Below are 18,079 nucleotides of genomic sequence, written 5' to 3'. Positions count from 1 at the left end.
CGGCCGGAACGCCTGATCCCGAAGAGCAGGGGCTTCGGCGGAGGCGGCGACGGCCGGCGGAGGACCCTAGGCGCGCGGGGCGTGGTACTTCTGCTGCGCCGCGACGAGGCCGTCGGCGACGAGCAGCTCGACGGCGTCGGCCGCGTCGCCGACGAGGATGCCGAGGGTCTCACGCTCGGACGCCGAGAAGGGGTCGAGCACCCAGTCGGCCGGGTCCTGCCGCCCCGGCGGGCGCCCGATGCCCACCCGGACGCGCGGGAAGTCGGGCGTGCCCAGCGCCTTGGCGACGTCGCGCACGCCGTTGTGGCCGCCCGGGCTGCCGCCGACCTTGAGCTTGATGGTGTCGAACGGGATGTCGAGCTCGTCGTGCACGACGACGACGCGCTCCGGCTCGACGCCGTAGTAGCGGGCGAGCCCCGAGACGGGACCGCCGGAGACGTTCATGAACGAGTTGGGCTTGGCGAGGAGGAGCTTCGCCGCGCCCGGACGCAGCCAGGTCTCGGCGACGCGCGCGTTGGCGCGGTGCGCCCTGAAGCCCACGCCGCGTCGTGCCGCCAGCTCGTCGACCACGAGCTGCCCGGCGTTGTGGCGGGTCGCCTCGTAGCGGGGTCCGGGGTTTCCCAGTCCCACGATGAGCCACGTGTCGGCCATGCCACTCCCCTCGTCGGCGGCCCCTCGACGACAGAGCCCGCCGCGGCGGGCGCGACGGGCTCTGTGCGACGGATCGTCCCTTACTCGGCGGCCTCTTCGGCGGCCTCGTCCCCCGCGGCGTCGGCGCTCGCGCCAGCGGGCACCGTGATCGCGACGATGAGCGTCTCGGGGTCGGCGAGCAGCGACGCGCCCTTCGGCAGCTTCAGGTCGCCGGCGGTGATGTGGGCGCCCTCCTCGAGGCCTTCGACGTCGACCTCGATGTGCTCGGGGATGTGCGTGGCCTCGGCCTCGAGCGACACGGTCGCGTTGTCGAGGTTGACGATGGTGCCCGCGAACGACTCGCCCACGACGAGCACGGGGACGTCGACCTGGATCTTCTCGCCCTTCTTCACGACGAGCAGGTCGATGTGCTCGATGATCTGGCGCACCGGGTCGCGCTGCACGTCCTTGACGAGGGCGAGCTGCGAGCCGCCCTCGATCTCGAGCTCGAGCAGCGCGTTGGCGCGGCGCACGAGCAGCGACAGCTGGTGGCCCGGCAGCGCGAGGTGCACGGGGTCGGTGCCGTGGCCGTAGAGGACGGCGGGGATCTGGCCGGCGGCGCGCAGACGGCGGGCGAAGCCCTTGCCGAAGCTGTGACGGGGCTCGGCGATGACTTTGTTGTCGGTCTCGGTCGACATGATGACTACTCCTTGCGGGCGGTGGCCCGGGCTCTGGGATCGGGGATTCGACTCGAACGCACGCGTGAGGAAAGTCCCGAGTGGATCGCCCACCAGGCCGGATCACCGCGTCGATCACGGATGCGATGCCGTCGCACCCCTCGCCGAAGTGAGAACAGTCTATCAGCGACCCCGCTACGATAGGGACGCACCCACCGACGAAGGAGCACGCAATGGACTACGGCTGGATGACGCACGCGCTCGGTTGGCTCATCGCCGGGATGTCCGTCCTGACGGCGATCGGTGCCCTGTCCGCGATGTTCGCGATGGGCCGCACCGGCTACAACGACCAGGACTGAATGCCCGACGCCTCACCGGGAACCGCTGAACGATGAGTTCCCCGCTGCATCAGCGCGTGGTGGAGTCCCTGGGGCAGCGCATCGTGTCGGGTGAGCTCGCGCCCGGACGCACCATGCAGGCCGACGGCATCGCCGTCGAGCTCGGCGTGTCGAGGTCGGTCGTGCGCGAGGCCGTGCGCGTGCTGCAGTCGCTCGGCCTGGTGGAGCCGATCAAGCGCGTGGGCGTGCGCGTGCAGCCGATGAGCTCGTGGCTGCTGCTCGACCCGGCGCTCATCCGCTGGCGTCTGCACGGCGGCGCGAAGGGAACGCAGCTGCGGTCGCTGACCGAGCTGCGCGCGGCGGTGGAGCCGGCCGCGGCGGCGCTCGCGGCCGACAACGCCAGCGACCTCGCGGGCGCCGAGCTCATCTCGCTGGCGGGCCGGATGCGCGCGATCGGCAGGTCCGGCGACCTCGTGGCCTTCCTCGAGCTCGACATCCGCTTCCATGAGACGGTCCTCTCGTCGTCGGGCAACGAGATGTTCGCGCAGCTGCACGGCGTGATCGCCGAGGTGCTGCGCGGGCGCACGGCCGACGGCCTCATGCCGGAGAAGCCGCACGAGGAGGCGCTGCAGCTGCACCTCGACGTCGCCGACGCGATCCTCGGGCGCCGGCCCGACGACGCCCGCGCCGCGATGGCCCGCATCATGCACCGCGCGACCGAGGAGATGGCGCACATCTGGGACGGCGCCCCGCGCGTGTTCCTGGACTGACGGTCCCCGGCGACGACGCGCCCTACGAGGCGATCACGCTGTCGTACAGGCCCGTGAACCGCTCGAGCAGGTCGTCGTAGTACGGCCGCTGATCGGCGGCCGGAACGACGGGCGCGGCGGGCGGCACGACCGCGACGGGCTCGCCCGGCCGCAGCGTCGCGAGCGCGAACACGGCGGCGCCGCGCATCGTGACGCGCTTGGCCTTCACGGTCTGCACGGGCGAGCCGAGGGCGTTCGCGACGATGTGCATGAGCCCGGGGTACTCCCCCGCGGCGCCTCCCGACGCGATCACGCGCCGCAGGCCGGGGTTCACGCCGCGCAGCTGCGCGAAGACCCGCGCGTAGCTGATCGCGATGCCCTCGCCGACGCCGCGCCACAGGTCGAGGGGGGTCGTCGCCGACGAGACGCCCGACATGACGGCCCGCGCGCCGCCGGCCCATCCCGTGGCCCGCTCTCCCGTGAGGAAGGGCAGCACGAGGGGACGGCCGGCGCGGGGCGGCGCGACGAGCGTCTCGTGCAGCTCGTCGGCGCGCACCGGCGCGAGCGTCGACGTCATCCAGTCCATGGCGCGCCCGACGTCGTTCAGCGCGCCGCCCACGATCGACGCCGATCGCGACACGGGGTAGGCCCAGAGCCCGGCCGGCACCTCGTCGAGCGCGCCCGGGACGATGACGCGGATGGCGCCCGAGGTGGCGGCCGACAGCGCCGCGACGTCCGGTGCGGCGGCGCCGACGCCGAGATTGGACGCGTACCCGTCGGGGATCGCGGGGAACCACGCGGCGCCGGCGAGCGCCGGCCACCGCGCGGCGACGCCCGGCGAGACGTCGGCGATCGGCTCGTCGGGGTCGACGACGGGGGCGAACCGCGCCCTCTCGACGCCCGCCGCCTCGAGCAGCTCGTCGTCGAGGTCGCGCGTGTGCCGGTTCAGGATGCCGGCCCAGGCCATCGTCGACGTCGCGGCGCCCTCGACGCCCGCGAGCCGCGCGTACACGTACTCGCCGAGGGAGACGTAGCGCGCCGTCCTGGCCACGACGTCGGGGCGCGTCTCGCGCAGCCACCGCAGCCGCGCGGGGTGGTAGCTGGTGTGCAGGCGCACGCCCGTGCGCTGGTGCACCGCCGCCTCGTCGAGCTCGCGCCGCAGGCGGGCGAGGTGGTCGGCGGAGCGCGCGTCGGCGTAGGTGATGCAGGGGGTGAGGGCGTCGCCGCCGGCATCCACGCAGATGAGCGACGACGCGAACGTGTCCATCGCGACGCCCGCGACCGCGCCCGGCTCGATCCCCTCGAGCACGGCGGTCATCACCGACGCGACCTCGGCGACGATCCGGTCGGCGTCGATCTCGACGGTGCCGTCGGCGGCCTCGACGAAGGCGTGGTCCGCCTTGACCGTGCGCTTCTCGACCGGCCGCGCGTATCCGTCGTAGAGGCAGCAGCGCGTGGATCCCGAGCCGACGTCGATCGCGAGCACGAGCGGGGCGACCGCGGACTCGAGGGGGACGGCGCGGGCCTCGGGCAGGGCCGCGCCGCTCACAGCGCACCCGCCGGCGCGAGGCTGCTGAGCAGGTAGACGACGCTCGCGAGCGCGAAGCCCACGAGCCCGAGGAGCGCCTGGCCGACGGTCCAGGTCTTCAGCGTCGTCTTGGTGTCCATGCCGAAGAACCGGCTGACCAGCCAGAAGCCGGAGTCGTTGACGTGACCGGCGAAGACCGATCCCGCGGCGAGGGCCAGCACGATCGCGACGACCTGGACGGCGTTGAAGTCGGGGTTGTCGAGCACGACCGGCTGCACGAGCGCGGCGGCCGTGGTGAGCGCGACGGTCGCCGAGCCCTGCGCCACGCGCACGACGGCGGCGATGACGAAGCCGGCCACGAAGATCGGCAGGCCGACGGCGGCCAGCGAGTCGGCGATGGCGCCCCCGATGCCGGTGGCGCGCAGCACGCCTCCGAACATGCCGCCGGCGCCCGTGATCAGGATGATCGAGCACACCGGGCCGAGGGCCGAGTCGACGACCCGTTCGATGAGCCCGTGCTTCTTGCCCTGGCGCCAGCCGAGCAGCCACATGGCGAACACGACGGTGATGAGCAGGGCGATCGGGGTCTCGCCGAGGCTGCGCAGCACCTGCACCCAGACGTCGTCGAGCGACACCCAGCCCGCGGTCGCCGCGAAGTTGAGGCCGGTGTTGAGGAAGATGAGGCCGAGCGGCAGCAGCAGGAGGAAGAGGATGGTCCCGAACTTCGGGTCGGAGCGGAACTCGGTCTCGATCGACCCCTCCTCGGCGTCGAGCAGGTCGGGCACGGGCAGGTGGATGCGACGCCCGAGGAAGGTGCCGAAGAGGTAGCCGACGATGTACCACGTGGGCACGGCGACGAGCACGCCGAGGATCATCACGAGCCCGACGTTCGCGCCGAGCAGTCCGCTCGCGGCGACGGGCCCGGGGTGCGGCGGCACGTAGATGTGCATGACCGAGAACGCCGTGGCGGCGGGGAAGGCGTAGAGCAGCAGCGAGCCGCCGACCCGGCGCGCCACGGTGTAGATGATCGGCAGCATGACGACGAGGCCGGCGTCGAAGAAGATCGGGAAGCCGAACAGCAGCGAGGCGACCGAGAGGGCGAGCGGCGCGCGCCTCTCGCCGAAGCGGGCGATGAGCGCGTCGGTCAGCACCTGCGCGCCGCCGGAGATCTCCAGCATCCGCCCGAGCATGGCGCCGAGGCCGACGAGCAGCGCGACGCTCGCGAGCACGCCGCCGAACCCGCCGAGCAGCGTGGGCATGAGCTGGCCGAAGGGGATGCCGGCGGCGATCGCCGTGAGCACGCTCACGATGATCAGGGAGAGGAAGGCGTGGATCCGCAGCCGCATGATGAGCACGAGCAGCACGCCGATCGCCGCGACGGCGACCAGGAGCAGCCCCCACGTGGGCAGGGTCCAGTTCAGATCAGTCATGGGCGTGCCTCGTCTTCATCGACTCGATGCATCCTTACATCAGATTTATTTGATCAGATACCTAGTTATGTAGGTTTTAACCGGGTAGATTAGCGCTCAGAACGATCGTCGTCAACGAGGCCGCTCGTGGTTCGCACCGAGACCGGGCCGCTACTCTTGACCCGACGCCGCCGTATTGGAAGCACGCTCGAGGAGAACCCGTGACAGACGCCCCCCGCACAGAGAACGCCGGCGCACAGGCGAACATCGGAGTCGTCGGACTCGCCGTGATGGGCTCGAACCTCGCCCGCAACCTCGCGAGCCGCGAGGGCAACACGGTCGCAGTGTTCAACCGGTCGCGGTCGAAGACCGACGAGCTGGTCCAGGCGCACCCCGAGGCCGGCTTCGTGCCCGCCTTCTCGTACGCCGAGTTCGCCGCGAGCCTGCAGCGCCCGCGCACCGCGATCATCATGGTCAAGGCGGGCGGACCGACGGATGCCGTCATCGACGAGCTGATGAACGTGTTCGAGCCGGGCGACATCATCGTCGACGGCGGCAACTCCCTGTTCACCGACACGATCCGCCGTGAGAAGGCCGTGCGCGACCGCGGGTTCAACTACGTCGGCATGGGCGTCTCGGGCGGCGAGGAGGGTGCGCTGCGGGGTCCGTCGCTCATGCCCGGCGGCCCCGACGAGTCGTGGGTCACGCTCGGCCCCATCCTGCGCTCGATCGCGGCCGTCGCGGAGGGCGAGCCGTGCGTCACGCACGTCGGCCACGACGGCGCGGGCCACTTCGTCAAGATGGTGCACAACGGCATCGAGTACGCCGACATGCAGCTCATCGCCGAGGCCTACGACCTGATCCGCCGCGGCACGGGCAAGACGCCCGCCGAGATCGCCGACGTGTTCGCCGCGTGGAACAGCGGCGAGCTCGACAGCTACCTCATCGAGATCACCGCCGAGGTGCTGCGCCAGACCGACGCCGCCACGGGCCGTCCGCTCGTCGACGTGATCGTCGACGAGGCCGGCGCCAAGGGCACGGGCGCGTGGACGGTGCAGACCGCCCTCGACCTCGGCGTGCCGGTCTCCGGCATCGCGGAGGCGACGTTCGCCCGCTCGCTGTCGAGCCACCGCGAGCAGCGCGACGTCGCCGGCGAGCTGCCCGGCCCGTCGCCGGAGGCGTTCGCCGTGGACGACGCCGGCCTGTTCGTCGAGCAGGTGCGCCTCGCGCTCTACGCGTCGAAGATCGTCGCCTACTCGCAGGGGTTCGACGAGATCCGCGCGGGCGCCGCGCAGTTCGGCTGGGACATCGACCTCGGCGCCGTCTCGAAGATCTGGCGCGGCGGCTGCATCATCCGCGCGCAGTTCCTCAACCGCATCGCCGACGCCTACGACGCCGCGCCGGAGCTGCCCGTGCTGCTGACGGCGCCGTACTTCGTCGAGGCGCTCGGCCGCGCGCAGGACGCGTGGCGGCACGTCGTCGCGACCGCGGCGTCGGTCGGCGTCCCCGCACCCGCGTTCTCGTCGTCGCTCGCCTACTACGACGGGCTGCGCGCCGACCGGCTGCCCGCCGCGCTCATCCAGGGCCAGCGCGACTTCTTCGGCGCGCACACCTACCGCCGCGTCGACCGTCCGGGCACGTTCCACACGCTGTGGTCGGGCGACCGCACCGAGATCGAGGCCGAGGACACGCACTGAAGACGGCGGGGTGCCGCCTCGGCGGACTCACAGCCCGCGCATAGTGGCATCCATAGGAATCCCATAGCTCGCGGACAACAATGGGTGGCATGACCGACACGACCACCTCCACTCCCCTGCGCCGTCCCGACGGCTCCGCCCTGCGGGTGCTCGTCGTCGACGACGAGCAGATGCTCACCGACCTGCTCTCGATGGCCCTGCGCATGGAGGGCTGGGACGTGCGCACGGCCGCGAGCGGCTTCGAGGCGCTGCAGACCGTGCGCGAGTTCGAGCCCGATGCGCTCGTGCTCGACATCATGATGCCCGACCTCGACGGGATGGCCGTGCTGCAGCGCCTGCGCCAGGGCGGCAACGACGTGCCCGTGCTCTTCCTGACCGCGAAGGACGCCGTCGCCGACCGCATCGCGGGCCTCACCGCGGGCGGCGACGACTACGTGACCAAGCCGTTCAGCCTCGAGGAGGTCGTCGCACGCCTGCGCGGCCTCGTGCGCCGCGCCGGCGCCGCGACCGCGGGCGGCGCCGACCCGATCCTGCGCGTGGGCGACCTCAGCCTCAACGAGGACTCGCACGAGGTGATCCGCGACGGCGAGGAGATCGAGCTGACGGCGACGGAGTTCGAGCTGCTGCGCTTCCTCATGCGCAACGCCCGGCGCGTGATGTCGAAGGCGCAGATCCTCGACCGCGTGTGGAACTACGACTTCGGCGGGCGCTCGTCGGTCGTCGAGCTCTACATCTCGTACCTGCGCAAGAAGATCGACGCGGGCCGCGAGCCCCTCATCCATACCGTGCGCGGCGTCGGCTACGTGATCAAAGCCCCGCAGTGACCAGACGCCGCGCGCCGTGGCGCCTGCAGACCCGCCTCATCGTGCTGGTCGTGGGCGTCGTCTCGCTCATCCTCGTCGTCGTCGCACTGGCCACGGGCGCCGCGCTGCGCACGATCATGGCCGAGAACCTCGACGCGCAGATCACGCAGGCCGCGGCGCGCATGCCCCCCATCGGGCCGACGATGACGGCCGACGAGGTGCTCTCGTCGGGGCATCACGACGAGGGGACGCTCGTCGTGATGAAGAGTCTCGTGGGCCCCTCGGGCGCCTACGTCGCCGACGGCGGCGCGCTCGTCTCGCTCACGGACGACGAGCTCTCCGGGATCGTGGCCGAGATCGAGCCCTCGGGGTGGGGTCCGCTCACGATCGACGGCATCGGCGACTACCGCGTGCGCGTGCACAACACGGTGAGCGGCTTCGTCGCCGTCGGCCTGCCGACCTCGGAGCTGAACACGCTGCTCGGGCGCATCGCCGCGAGCGTGGGGCTGATGACGCTCGCGGGGCTTCTCGTGCTCGCCGCGGCGATCAGCCTCGTCATCCGGCGCTCGCTCGCCCCGCTGCGCGCCGCCGCCGACACCGCCACGAGGGTCGCCGGGCTGCCGATGGCCGAGGGCGCGGTGTCGATCCCCGAGCGCGTCCCCGCGAGCGAGGCCGACGAGCGCACCGAGATCGGCCGCGTCGGGGCGGCCCTGAACACCCTGCTCGACCACGTCGACCAGTCGCTCGCGGCGCGGCAGCGCAACGAGGAGCGCATGCGCGCCTTCGTGGCCGACGCGAGCCACGAGCTGCGCACGCCCCTGGCATCCATTCGCGGGTACTCCGAGCTGAGCCTGCGCGCGCTCGCGCACGGCACGGATGCCGGCCAGACCACGACCGAGGCGCTCGAGCGCATCCAGGCGCAGTCGGTGCGCATGACCGCGCTCGTCGAGGACCTGCTGCTGCTCGCGCGGCTCGACGAGGGCGCCGAGCTCGTCGTCGGGACGGTCGACCTCACGCGCCTCGCGATCGAGGCCGTCGCCGACGCCCGCGCCGCCGGGCCCGACCACGAGTGGGTGCTCGAGGTGGGCGACCGGCCCGTCGTCACGGCGGGCGACGAGGCGCGCCTGCACCAGGTGGCCGTGAACCTGCTGGCCAACGCGCGCGTGCACACGCCGGCGGGGACGACGGTCACGACGAGCGTGTCGGTCGACGACGGCTGGGCGGTGCTGCGCGTGCACGACGACGGCCCCGGCATCGACGAGGCCGTCGCGGGCGAGCTGTTCGAGCGCTTCTCGCGCGCCGACCGCTCGCGCGCCCGCCGGTCGGGCGGCACGGGGCTGGGCCTGTCGATCGCACGCGCGATCGTCGCGGCCCACCACGGCACCATTCGCGTCGACAGCGCCCCCGGCGCCACGACCTTCGAGGTGCGCCTGCCCGTGCGGCCGGACGACCCGTCGCCCGTCGCCGCGCCGTAGCGCGGCTCTCGCGGGCCGGTGCCGCCGAGGACTGTGCCCCCGCCGCCGCACTGGCTCTTCGGCCGCACGGGCCCGGGATGCCGGCATACCGCCCGTGCTGTCGGCGACAGGCTCGGGATGCCTGCGGATGCCCGTGCTGTCGGCGACAGGCCCGGGATCTCGGCGGATGCCGGCTCAGACCCGTGCGCCGTGCAGGAGCTTCCGGGCTCGACGGCCGGAGCACCGCACGACACGCCCGAGATCGCGAAAACGTCCTGCATGGCGCACATCCGGAGACGGGCCGCGCGGAGCGGGGCGCGGGCGTCGACGACGGCGCGGAGGGCGGGACCCCGCCGTTCAGTACCCCGCGAACGCGTCGGTCGTGAGCGATCTCGCGCGGCGCAGGGCGGGGGTGAGCGCGGCGATGAGCGTCGGCGGGCCGGAGACGTACGCGTGCCGGGCGGCGATGTCGGGCACCGCCTGTACGAGGCCCTCGGCGTCGATGCGGGAGCCGCCGGCCCAGCGCCAGTGCGCGGGCAGCGCGGGGGGCTCGTCGGGCGTGTAGACGACGACGGGCATGCCCGAGGCGGCGATCTCGTCGCGGAAGGCGAGCTCGTCGGCGCGCGGCGCGACGTAGACGAGCACGATGTCGCGCTGCTGCGCGGCGAGCCGCGCGTGCCGCAGCTGCGACACGAAAGGGGTCACGCCGATGCCCGCGGCCATCATCAGCACGGGCGCCTCGGCGCGCGCCGGCAGCACGAAGTCGCCCCACACGCCCGTGACGGGCAGCGCGTCTCCCGGCGCGACCTGCGCGAGTGCCCGCTTGTAGCTGGAGGCGCGGCCGTCGCCCGACGCGCTCTCGCGCAGGGCGATGCTGACGAGCGGCAGCTCCTCGGGGGCCGACACGAGGCTGAACTCGCGACGCGTGCCGCGGGCGTCGGGACGCGCGTGCGGCACCTCCAGCTCGAGGAACTGCCCGGGTGCGAAGCGCAGCGCGCCGTCGGCGCGGAAGGTGAGCTCCCGCACCGTGGGGGTCAGCTCGCGCCGGTCGACGAGGATCAGTCGCGCCGATCCGCGCGCCGCGAAGGCGAGGGCGAAGGCGAGGAGGTTGCCCACGAGCAGCGCGCGCTCCTGGCCGAGCGTGATCTCGCCCAGGGAGATCGGCCATCCCGCGAGGATGCCGGTGAGCGCCGCGACCGCGAGCTGCTGCCCGCGCCGGGGTGGCAGCGTGAGCGGCTCGGTGAGCATGAACGCGCCGAGGAAGAGGAACGGCGACGACCACAGGATCTGCCAGAACAGCTCCCCCGGCGCCATGTCGAGCCCCGCCTGCCGGTATTGCAGCGAGGTGCGGATGAACGCGGTCGCGACCGCGACGACGAGGAACACGACGACGAGGCGCGGTCGCTCGGTGCGCAGCACGACGAGGATGCCGAGCAGCACGAGCGGCACGGCAAGCACGGGCGTGCCGACCCACCAGGCCGACGCGCCGAGCTGCGGCGCCCACAGGCTGACGACCGTCAGCACGGTCGCCCCCAGCGCGGCGGGGTTGAAGACGTGCCGTCCGCGCCAGACGAGGAGGTATTTCGAGGCGGATGCCGCGATGCCGGCGATCGCGAGGCCCGCCAGGCCCGCGGGATCGAGCGTGGGCCGCAGCACGAACACGAGGATCGCGGCCGTGATGAAGGTGGACTCGGGCCGCCACGCGCGCCGCACGATCCGGTGGCCGACCACGTCGGCGACCGCGCAGGCGCCGCCGAGCACGGCGATGGCGGCGAGGAGCTCGCCGGGCCCGGGGGCGACGAGGCCGAACAGCGACACGCCGATCGAGGCGACCGTGAGCACGGCGAGCGCGAGGAGCGTGAGCCGGTACATCGAGATGCGGCCGGTGACGGCGAGCAGGCGGTTGGCCGCGATGACGACGGCTCTCATGATGACTCCTACCGTAGGGGGTCGGCGCGGCGTAGGGGGTCGGCGCGGCGGATCGCCGTCAGCGCGAGAGGAAGAGCTCGGCGTCGCAGCGTGGCGACCAGTCGACGCGGCCGTCCGTCGTCATGCGCACCCACGATGCGTCCCACTCGGCGGCGATCTCGGGTCCGCCGTCGAAGAACAGCGCCGTCGCGACGGCGTCGGCGGTCATCGCGTCGTGCGCGACCGCCCAGGTCGCGGCGATGCGCCGCACGGGCTCGCCGGTGCGCGCGTCGAGCACGTGGTGCAGGCCGTCGCCCCACGCCCGGCGGTTGGTGGCCGAGGCGCACAGGGCGGCATCCGTCACCTCCCACACGCCGATCGCGCGCGAGGTGTCGTAGGGATGTTCCAGGGCGATGCGCTCGTGCCCGTCGCGCACGACGATGTCGCCGCCGGCGTCGACCACGACGGGGCCCTCGGCCCATTGGGCGACGAGGCTCGCGACGTGGTCGACGAGCCGGCCCTTGCCGATCGCACCGACGTCGAGGGTCGCGGGCTCGGTCAGCAGCAGGCTGTCGTCGGTCCACGCGAGCCGTGTGCGCCAGTCGGACGGCGCCGCCTCGGCGCCCTGGTCGACGAACCGGTAGGCGGCGTCGTAGCCGCGCCGCGCGAGCGCGTCGCCGACGAGCGGGTTGACGGCGCCCGCGGTCGCCTCGGCGAGGGCGGCGTACGTGTCGAGGAGGGCGCGCGTGTCGGGCGGCGCGGCGACGACGCCCGCGCCTCGCGCCAGGGCGCTCACGAGAGAGTCGTCGCGGAACCGCGACCAGTCGCGGTCGAAGGCGTCGATGAGCCCGCGCACCGCGTCGCGCGCCGTGTCGGAGAGCACGTCGAACGTCTGCACCTGCCAGCGTGTGCCGATCGCGTCGAGCTCCCACTGCGACACGTCGGCGCGCACGCTCACGCGGCGGCCTCGGACTTGATCGTCTCGAGCGCGGCGTTGAACCCGCCGCTCGTGAGCGACGAGCCGGCGACGCGCGAGACCGACAGCTCGTCGATGCGCTGGCCGACGACGGCGTCGGAGATGCCGCCGATGAACTGCGACTGGTACTGCACCGACTCGCGCGTCTGCGGATCGCCGACGACCTCCACGGCCGTGACGACGTCGCCCTCGAGGGTGATGGTGACCGACACGGTCTCGACGGTCTCGGGCGTCGCGTAGGAGCCCTCGGCGGAGTAGGTGCCGTCGGTGTAGATGCTGCCGCTCGAGGCCGCCTCTCCGGTCGGCTCGGCGGTCTCGGTCTCGGTCGTCGCCTCGTCGGTCTCGGTCACGGCGGCCGAGGGCGCCTGCGTCGTGGCGTCGCCGTCGGCGATCGCCTCGTCGGCGGTCTGGGCGCAGCCGGCGGCGACGAGCACGATGCCGGCGACCGACACGAGAGCGGCTCCGGTGCGGAGGGGGCGGGGTACGGCGTGGGTGCGGATCATGATGCTGCTCTCCTTCAGTCGTGCCTCAGCGGTCGTGCCTCCGTCGAACCGGCCCGGGGCCGGCGCGGTGGCGGGTGGTGGTGCGACCACGCTAACCGCCGCATCCACGAGGCATCCTGTGGCGGACCTATGCGTTGGCAGTGGATGCCGAGCGGCGTCGCCACGCCTTCAGCACCTCCACGACGAGGAACACCGCGATGGAGAAGCCGACCGGCAGCAGCCATCCCGTCGGGGTGAGGGGGCGCGAGTCGAACAGCGTGTGCATGAACGGCAGATACGTGTAGAGCAGCTGCAGCACCAGCAGGCCCCCGACCGAGGCCCACACGACCCGGTTGCCCCGCAGGACCGCGGGGGTGAGGCTCGAACGGGTCAGCATGCGGCAGTTGAAGAGGAACGCGAGCTGGCCGAGCGCGAGCATCGTGACGGCCTCGGTGCGTGCCACGGGGAGCTCGTGCCCCGCCGCGATCGCGATCGCGAACACCGCGAGCGTCGCACCGCCGATGAGCAGCGACACGAGCAGCACGAACACGAGGTCGGTCGCCGAGACGATCGATCCGCCCGGGGTGCGCGGCTTCCGCGACATGATGCCCGGCTCCGCGGGCTCGTAGGCGAGGGCCAGCGAGAGCGTGACCGCCGTGACCATGTTGATCCACAGCACCTGCACGGGCGTCAGCGGCATGGTCATGCCGAACAGCACGGCGACGAGGATCACGAGCGACTGCGCCCCGTTGGTCGGCAGCAGGAAGACGATCGACTTGCGGATGTTGTCGTAGATGCGCCGGCCCTCGCGGATCGCCCCGCGGATCGTGGCGAAGTTGTCGTCGGCGAGCACGATCTCGGCCGCCTCCTTCGTCGCCTCCGTGCCCTTGATGCCCATCGCGACGCCGACGTCGGCACGGGTCAGCGCGGGGGCGTCGTTGACGCCGTCGCCGGTCATGGCGACGACCTCGCCGTGCTTCTGCAGCGCCCGCACGATGCGGATCTTGTGCTCGGGGCTCGTGCGCGCGAACACGTCGACGTCGCGCACGACCGCGGCGAGCTGGTCCTGGCTGAGGTCCTCCAGCTCGGCGCCCGTGAGCACGCGCGCGTCGCCGTCCGCGACGACGCCCATCTCCCGCGAGATGGCGACGGCCGTGCCCGCGTGGTCGCCCGTGATCATCTTGACCCGGATGCCGGCGCGGTGGCAGTCGGCGATCGCCTCGATCGCCTCCGGGCGCGGCGGGTCGAGAATGCCCCACACGCCGAGGAACTCCAGGTCGTGCAGATCGTCGATCGAGACCTCCGCCCGGCGCGTGCGCTGCCGCGCGCCCGCGAGCACGCGCAGCCCCGCACCGCTGAGACGGTCGATCTGCGCCTGCCAGAACACGACGTCGAGCGGCTCGCTGCCGTCGGCGCCGCGCTGCGTGAGCGAGCGTTCGAGCAGGCGGTCGGGGGCGCCTTTGACGAGGATCGCGCGCGATCCGTCGGGCGCCTCGTTGAGCGTGGCCATGAACTTGTTCGCGGAGTCGAACGGCACGACGCCGATGCGCCGCCCGGCCGACGAGAGGCCGGCCTTCATCGCCGCGACCTTCAGCGCGCCCTCCGTCGGCTCGCCGACGAGGGTCCAGCGATCGCCCTCGGCGACGATGTGCGCGTCGTTGCAGAGATCGGCGACGGCGAGCAGGGCGGCGAGGTCGGGCGCGGGGTCGCCGACGACGTCGCCGTCGCTCACGATGTCGCCGCGCGGGTCGTAGCCGAGGCCGCGCACGTCATACGCGCGCACGGGCGTGACGATCGTGCGCACCGTCATCTCGTTCTTCGTGAGCGTCCCGGTCTTGTCGGAGCACACGGTCGTCACGGCGCCGAGCGCCTCGACCGCGGGCAGCTTGCGCGTGATCGCGTTGCGTCGCGCCATCTGCTGCACGCCGATCGCGAGCGTGATGGTGACGAGCGCCGGCAGGCCCTCGGGGATCGCGGCCACGGCGAAGCCGATGGTGGCCGACACGAGCTCGGGCAGCGGCATCTCGTGCAGGTACGTGCCGATGAGCATCATCACGGCGGCCATGCCCAGGATGATGAGCGTGAGGACCCGCCCGAACGCAGCGAGCTGCGTCGTGAGCGGGGTCGCGAGCTTCCCGGCCTCGCCGACGAGCTCCTGGATGCGGCCGATCTCGGTGCGCGCCCCCGTGGCGGTGACGATGCCGCGGCCCTGGCCGGCCGCGACGATCGTGCCCGAGAAGGCCATCGACGTGCGGTCGCCGACGCCGGCGTCCTCGGCGACGACATCCGTCTTCTTGCTCGCCGGCACCGACTCGCCGGTCAGCGCCGCCTCGTCGATGCGGAGCTGGAACGCCTGGGTGAGGCGCAGGTCGGCGGGCACCTTGTCGCCCGGCATGAGCCGCACGACATCGCCCGCGACGAGGTCCTCCGCCGCGATCGTCGCCCACGCGCCGTCGCGACGCACGCTCGCATCCGACGACAGCATGCCGCGGATGCCGTCGAGCGCCTTCTCGGCGCGCCCCTCCTGCACGAAGCCGATGACGGCGTTGATGATCGCCACCGCCATGATCACCCAGAAGTCGAGCCAGTCGCGCATGACCGCCTTGATGGCGGCCGCGCCCAGCAGGATGTAGATGAGCGTGTCGTTGAAGTGGGCGAGGAAGCGCAGCACCGCGGGCTTGCGCGGCGCCTCGGGCAGCCGGTTGGGCCCGAGCTCCGCGAGCCGCGCCGCGGCGTCGGCCGACGACAGCCCCGTGCCCGGGTCGGTGCGGAGCCGGGCGGCGACCTCGCCGGCATCCGCGGCGAACGGCCGGGGGACGTGCAGAGCGGGCGACGCGACGGGATCTGCCATGCACAGAGTCTAGGTCGGGGCGCCGACACGTCCCCGGCGCGGCACCGGGAAAACCCGGCGCCGCGCGCGAGATGCCTCAGGCCGCGCCGTCGAACATGCTCGTGACCGAGCCGTCCTCGAACACCTCGCGGATGGCGCGCGCCAGCAGCGGCGCGATCGGCAGGACCGTCAGGCCCGGGAAGCGCTTCTCGTCGGGCAGCGGGATCGTGTCGGTGACGACGACCTCGTCGATCGAGGCGTCCTGCAGCCGATCGGTCGCCGGAGCGCTGAACACGGCGTGCGTCGCGGCGACGATGACGCGCTCGGCGCCGTTGGCCTTGAGCGCCTGGGCGGCCTTGACGATCGTGCCGCCGGTGTCGATCATGTCGTCGACGAGCAGGCAGACCCGGCCCCCCACGTGGCCGACGATCTCGTTCACGGTCACCTGGTTGGCGACGTTGGGGTCGCGGCGCTTGTGGATGATCGCGAGCGGCGCGTCGAGGCTGTCCGACCACGTGTCGGCGACGCGCACGCGGCCCGTGTCGGGCGAGACGACCGTGAGCTTGGCGCGGTCGCCCTCCGACAGGTTCTTCTCGAAGTAGTCGAGCAGCACGGGCTTGGCGAACAGGTGGTCGACGGGGCCGTTGAAGAAGCCCTGGATCTGCGCCGCGTGCAGGTCGACGCTCATGACCCGGTTGGCGCCCGCGGTCTTCAGCAGGTCGGCGACCAGACGCGCCGAGATGGGCTCGCGGCCGCGGCCCTTCTTGTCCTGGCGGGAGTACGGGTAGTAGGGGGCGACGACCGTGATGCGCTTGGCCGACGCGCGCTTGGCGGCGTCGAGCATGATCAGCAGCTCCATCAGCCACTCGTTGACGGGCGGGCCGAACGACTGCACGAGGAAGACGTCGCAGCCGCGGATCGACACCTCGAAGCGCGTGAGCACCTCGCCCGAGGCGAACGTGCGGTGCTCCGTGGGCACGAGCTCGGTGCCGAGCGCCTCCGCCACGTCGACGGCGAGCGCCTCGTGCGAACGCCCGGAGGCGATGACCAGCCGCTTCTTGGTCTTGGCGACCAGGCCCGGTGCGATCCCCCGCTCGACGTCGAGATCCACGCGGTGCTTGTTCTCGGCCTTGTTCTTATTGCGCGCCATCGCCGGCTTTCTCTGCGGACCGGGCGCGCGCGGCCGCATCGGCCGCCGCGGTTCCCGATCGATTCTTCTCGACCCACCCCTCGACGTTGCGCTGAGGGGCGACGCTCAAGGCGAGTGCGCCTGCCGGGACGTCCTTCCGGACAACGGCCCCGGCGCCTGTCTTCGCGCCGTCTCCGATTCTAACGGGCGCGACGAAGACGTTATGCGAGCCGGTGTGCACCTCGTCGCCGATCTCGGTGCGGTGCTTGGCCAGGTCGTCGTAGTTGGCGGTGATGGCGCCGGCGCCCAGGTTGACGCCGCGTCCGATCTCGGCGTCGCCCACGTAGCTGAGGTGCGGCACCTTGCTGTTCTCGCCGATCGTGGCGTTCTTCGTCTCGACGAACGTGCCGATCTTGCCGCGGGCGCCGAGCTGGGTCCCGGGCCGCAGGTACGAGAACGGTCCCACGGTCGCGCCGGCGCCGATGACCGCGAGGGTGGCGTCGGAGCGCGTCACGGTCGCGCCCTCCCCGACCTCGCAGTCCACGAGGGAGGTGTCGGGGCCGATGACGGCGCCGGCCGCGACCGCCGTCGCGCGCAGGATGTGCGTGTTCGGCAGGATCGTCGCGTCGGGCTCGATCGTCGCCGTGACGTCGATCCACGTCGTGGCGGGGTCCTGCACGGTGACGCCGGCGAGCTGCCACCGGCGCACCGTGCGGGCGTTGAGCAGCCGGCCGGCCTCCGAGAGCTGTGCCCGGTCGTTGACGCCGAGCGTCACCGAGACGTCGCGGGCGACGGACGCCGCGACCCGCAGCGCGTCGCGGCGCAGCAGCCCGATGACGTCGGTGAGGTACTTCTCGCCCTGCGCGTTGTCGGTGCCCACCTGCGCGAGCTCGGCACGGAGGTGCGCGGCCTGGAAGACGTAGACGCCCGCGTTGATCTCCCGCACGGCGGCCTCGTCGGCGCTCGCGTCCTTCTGCTCGACGACGCGCTCGACGGCCCCGTCGGAGCCGCGGATGACGCGGCCGTAGCCCGTGGGGTCGTCGACGACGGCGCTGAGCATGGTGGCGGCCGCGGCGCTCTCGCGGTGCGTGCGCACGAGGTCCATGAGCGTGTCGGCGTCGAGCAGCGGCACGTCGCCGCTGAGCACGAGCACGTCGCCCTCGAAGCCCGGGATCGCGTCGAGCGCGACCTCGACGGCGCGCCCCGTGCCGGGGATCTCGTCCTGGTCGACGACGATGACCTCGGGCGCGACGCCGAGCACGGCGTCGGCGACCTGGTCGCGCTCGTGCCGCACGACGACGGCGACGTGCGCGGGCCCGAGGTCGCGGGCCGTGTCGAGCACGTGCCCGACGAGCGGGCGCCCGCCGATGCGATGGAGCACCTTGGGGAGCGAGGACCGCATGCGCGTGCCCTGCCCCGCGGCGAGGATGACGACGGCCAGAGTCTGGTCGAGTGCGTTGTCTGCCATG

At 72.7% G+C, this 18,079-nt stretch carries 15 protein-coding genes; 5 read left to right on the top strand and 10 right to left on the bottom strand.

Annotated elements, in window-relative coordinates; translation table 11 throughout:
- Positions 1 to 66 precede the first annotated feature (66 nt).
- Positions 67 to 651, bottom strand: coding sequence for an aminoacyl-tRNA hydrolase (pth, locus tag AOA12_RS07725; protein ID WP_054681709.1), 585 nt, complete (start codon positions 649 to 651; stop codon positions 67 to 69).
- 80 nt (positions 652 to 731) lie between these two features.
- Positions 732 to 1,328 carry a 50S ribosomal protein L25/general stress protein Ctc gene (locus AOA12_RS07720; RefSeq protein WP_054681707.1) on the bottom strand — a complete coding sequence of 199 codons (597 nt, stop codon included), beginning with the start codon at positions 1,326 to 1,328 and terminating at the stop codon, positions 732 to 734.
- A 212-nt stretch (positions 1,329 to 1,540) separates the two neighbouring features.
- On the opposite strand from AOA12_RS07720, the gene AOA12_RS24020 reads away from it, so the two are divergent.
- Both AOA12_RS24020 and AOA12_RS07715 read left to right on the top strand, forming a co-directional pair.
- Positions 1,541 to 1,666 carry a hypothetical protein gene (locus AOA12_RS24020; RefSeq protein WP_257720155.1) on the top strand — a complete coding sequence of 42 codons (126 nt, stop codon included), beginning with the start codon at positions 1,541 to 1,543 and terminating at the stop codon, positions 1,664 to 1,666.
- Between the two features lie 32 nt (positions 1,667 to 1,698).
- Positions 1,699 to 2,415, top strand: coding sequence for a FadR/GntR family transcriptional regulator (locus AOA12_RS07715; RefSeq protein ID WP_054681705.1), 717 nt, complete (start codon positions 1,699 to 1,701; stop codon positions 2,413 to 2,415).
- A 22-nt stretch (positions 2,416 to 2,437) separates the two neighbouring features.
- Here the strand turns inward: AOA12_RS07715 and AOA12_RS07710 are convergent, their stop codons facing one another.
- A complete protein-coding gene (locus tag AOA12_RS07710) occupies positions 2,438 to 3,943 on the bottom strand; it encodes a gluconokinase (protein WP_054681702.1) in 1,506 nt (501 codons plus the stop codon).
- Positions 3,940 to 5,352, bottom strand: a complete 1,413-nt coding sequence (locus AOA12_RS07705; RefSeq protein ID WP_054681700.1) for a GntP family permease — start codon at positions 5,350 to 5,352, stop codon at positions 3,940 to 3,942. Before AOA12_RS07705 ends, AOA12_RS07710 begins: the two co-directional genes overlap by 4 nt.
- Before the next feature lie 200 nt (positions 5,353 to 5,552).
- Here AOA12_RS07705 and gndA point away from each other — a divergent pair, with 200 nt between their 5' ends.
- The 3 genes from gndA (at position 5,553) to AOA12_RS07690 (ending at position 9,306) form a co-directional block, all read left to right on the top strand.
- The gene (gndA, locus tag AOA12_RS07700) at positions 5,553 to 7,028 is read left to right on the top strand and encodes an NADP-dependent phosphogluconate dehydrogenase (RefSeq protein ID WP_054681698.1); all 1,476 of its coding nucleotides are present in this window, start codon (positions 5,553 to 5,555) and stop codon (positions 7,026 to 7,028) included.
- 89 nt (positions 7,029 to 7,117) lie between these two features.
- Complete coding sequence (locus AOA12_RS07695; protein WP_054681695.1) at positions 7,118 to 7,852, top strand: response regulator transcription factor; 735 nt, start codon at positions 7,118 to 7,120, stop codon at positions 7,850 to 7,852.
- On the top strand, positions 7,849 to 9,306 hold the full coding sequence (locus tag AOA12_RS07690) for a sensor histidine kinase (RefSeq protein WP_054681693.1): 1,458 nt from the start codon (positions 7,849 to 7,851) through the stop codon (positions 9,304 to 9,306). Before AOA12_RS07695 ends, AOA12_RS07690 begins: the two co-directional genes overlap by 4 nt.
- Before the next feature lie 336 nt (positions 9,307 to 9,642).
- On the opposite strand, the gene AOA12_RS07685 is transcribed toward AOA12_RS07690, so the two are convergent.
- The 6 genes from AOA12_RS07685 to glmU form a co-directional block, all read right to left on the bottom strand.
- Positions 9,643 to 11,214, bottom strand: coding sequence for an FAD-dependent oxidoreductase (locus AOA12_RS07685; protein WP_054681691.1), 1,572 nt, complete (start codon positions 11,212 to 11,214; stop codon positions 9,643 to 9,645).
- Positions 11,215 to 11,272: 58 nt separating this feature from the next.
- The gene (locus tag AOA12_RS07680) at positions 11,273 to 12,151 is read right to left on the bottom strand and encodes an FAD:protein FMN transferase (protein WP_054681689.1); all 879 of its coding nucleotides are present in this window, start codon (positions 12,149 to 12,151) and stop codon (positions 11,273 to 11,275) included.
- Positions 12,148 to 12,672 carry a hypothetical protein gene (locus tag AOA12_RS07675; protein WP_054681687.1) on the bottom strand — a complete coding sequence of 175 codons (525 nt, stop codon included), beginning with the start codon at positions 12,670 to 12,672 and terminating at the stop codon, positions 12,148 to 12,150. The genes AOA12_RS07680 and AOA12_RS07675 overlap by 4 nt, the downstream gene beginning before the upstream one ends.
- Positions 12,673 to 12,799: 127 nt before the next feature.
- Positions 12,800 to 15,502, bottom strand: coding sequence for an HAD-IC family P-type ATPase (locus AOA12_RS07670; RefSeq protein WP_054681685.1), 2,703 nt, complete (start codon positions 15,500 to 15,502; stop codon positions 12,800 to 12,802).
- Positions 15,503 to 15,578: 76 nt separating this feature from the next.
- Complete coding sequence (locus AOA12_RS07665; RefSeq protein ID WP_054686857.1) at positions 15,579 to 16,631, bottom strand: ribose-phosphate diphosphokinase; 1,053 nt, start codon at positions 16,629 to 16,631, stop codon at positions 15,579 to 15,581.
- Complete coding sequence (gene glmU, locus AOA12_RS07660) at positions 16,618 to 18,078, bottom strand: bifunctional UDP-N-acetylglucosamine diphosphorylase/glucosamine-1-phosphate N-acetyltransferase GlmU (protein ID WP_054681682.1); 1,461 nt, start codon at positions 18,076 to 18,078, stop codon at positions 16,618 to 16,620. Before glmU ends, AOA12_RS07665 begins: the two co-directional genes overlap by 14 nt.
- Position 18,079: the final 1 nt, after the last annotated feature.

This window comes from Microbacterium sp. No. 7 (genome assembly GCF_001314225.1).
Lineage (GTDB): Bacteria > Actinomycetota > Actinomycetes > Actinomycetales > Microbacteriaceae > Microbacterium.
The sequence above is the reverse complement of the archived record's forward strand: the minus strand, read 5'-3'. Positions and strand labels throughout refer to the sequence as shown.

What these genes read in the sequence shown, in the direction of transcription:
- AOA12_RS07675 (WP_054681687.1), bottom strand. Translation starts at nt 12,672, where the DNA reads ATGATCCGCACCCACGCCGTACCCCGCCCCCTCCGCACCGGAGCCGCT.
- AOA12_RS07695 (WP_054681695.1), top strand. Translation starts at nt 7,118, where the DNA reads ATGACCGACACGACCACCTCCACTCCCCTGCGCCGTCCCGACGGCTCC.
- glmU (WP_054681682.1), bottom strand. Translation starts at nt 18,078, where the DNA reads ATGGCAGACAACGCACTCGACCAGACTCTGGCCGTCGTCATCCTCGCC.
- AOA12_RS07685 (WP_054681691.1), bottom strand. Translation starts at nt 11,214, where the DNA reads ATGAGAGCCGTCGTCATCGCGGCCAACCGCCTGCTCGCCGTCACCGGC.
- AOA12_RS07670 (WP_054681685.1), bottom strand. Translation starts at nt 15,502, where the DNA reads ATGGCAGATCCCGTCGCGTCGCCCGCTCTGCACGTCCCCCGGCCGTTC.
- AOA12_RS07715 (WP_054681705.1), top strand. Translation starts at nt 1,699, where the DNA reads ATGAGTTCCCCGCTGCATCAGCGCGTGGTGGAGTCCCTGGGGCAGCGC.
- pth (WP_054681709.1), bottom strand. Translation starts at nt 651, where the DNA reads ATGGCCGACACGTGGCTCATCGTGGGACTGGGAAACCCCGGACCCCGC.
- AOA12_RS24020 (WP_257720155.1), top strand. Translation starts at nt 1,541, where the DNA reads ATGGACTACGGCTGGATGACGCACGCGCTCGGTTGGCTCATCGCCGGG.
- AOA12_RS07720 (WP_054681707.1), bottom strand. Translation starts at nt 1,328, where the DNA reads ATGTCGACCGAGACCGACAACAAAGTCATCGCCGAGCCCCGTCACAGC.
- AOA12_RS07665 (WP_054686857.1), bottom strand. Translation starts at nt 16,631, where the DNA reads ATGGCGCGCAATAAGAACAAGGCCGAGAACAAGCACCGCGTGGATCTC.
- AOA12_RS07705 (WP_054681700.1), bottom strand. Translation starts at nt 5,352, where the DNA reads ATGACTGATCTGAACTGGACCCTGCCCACGTGGGGGCTGCTCCTGGTC.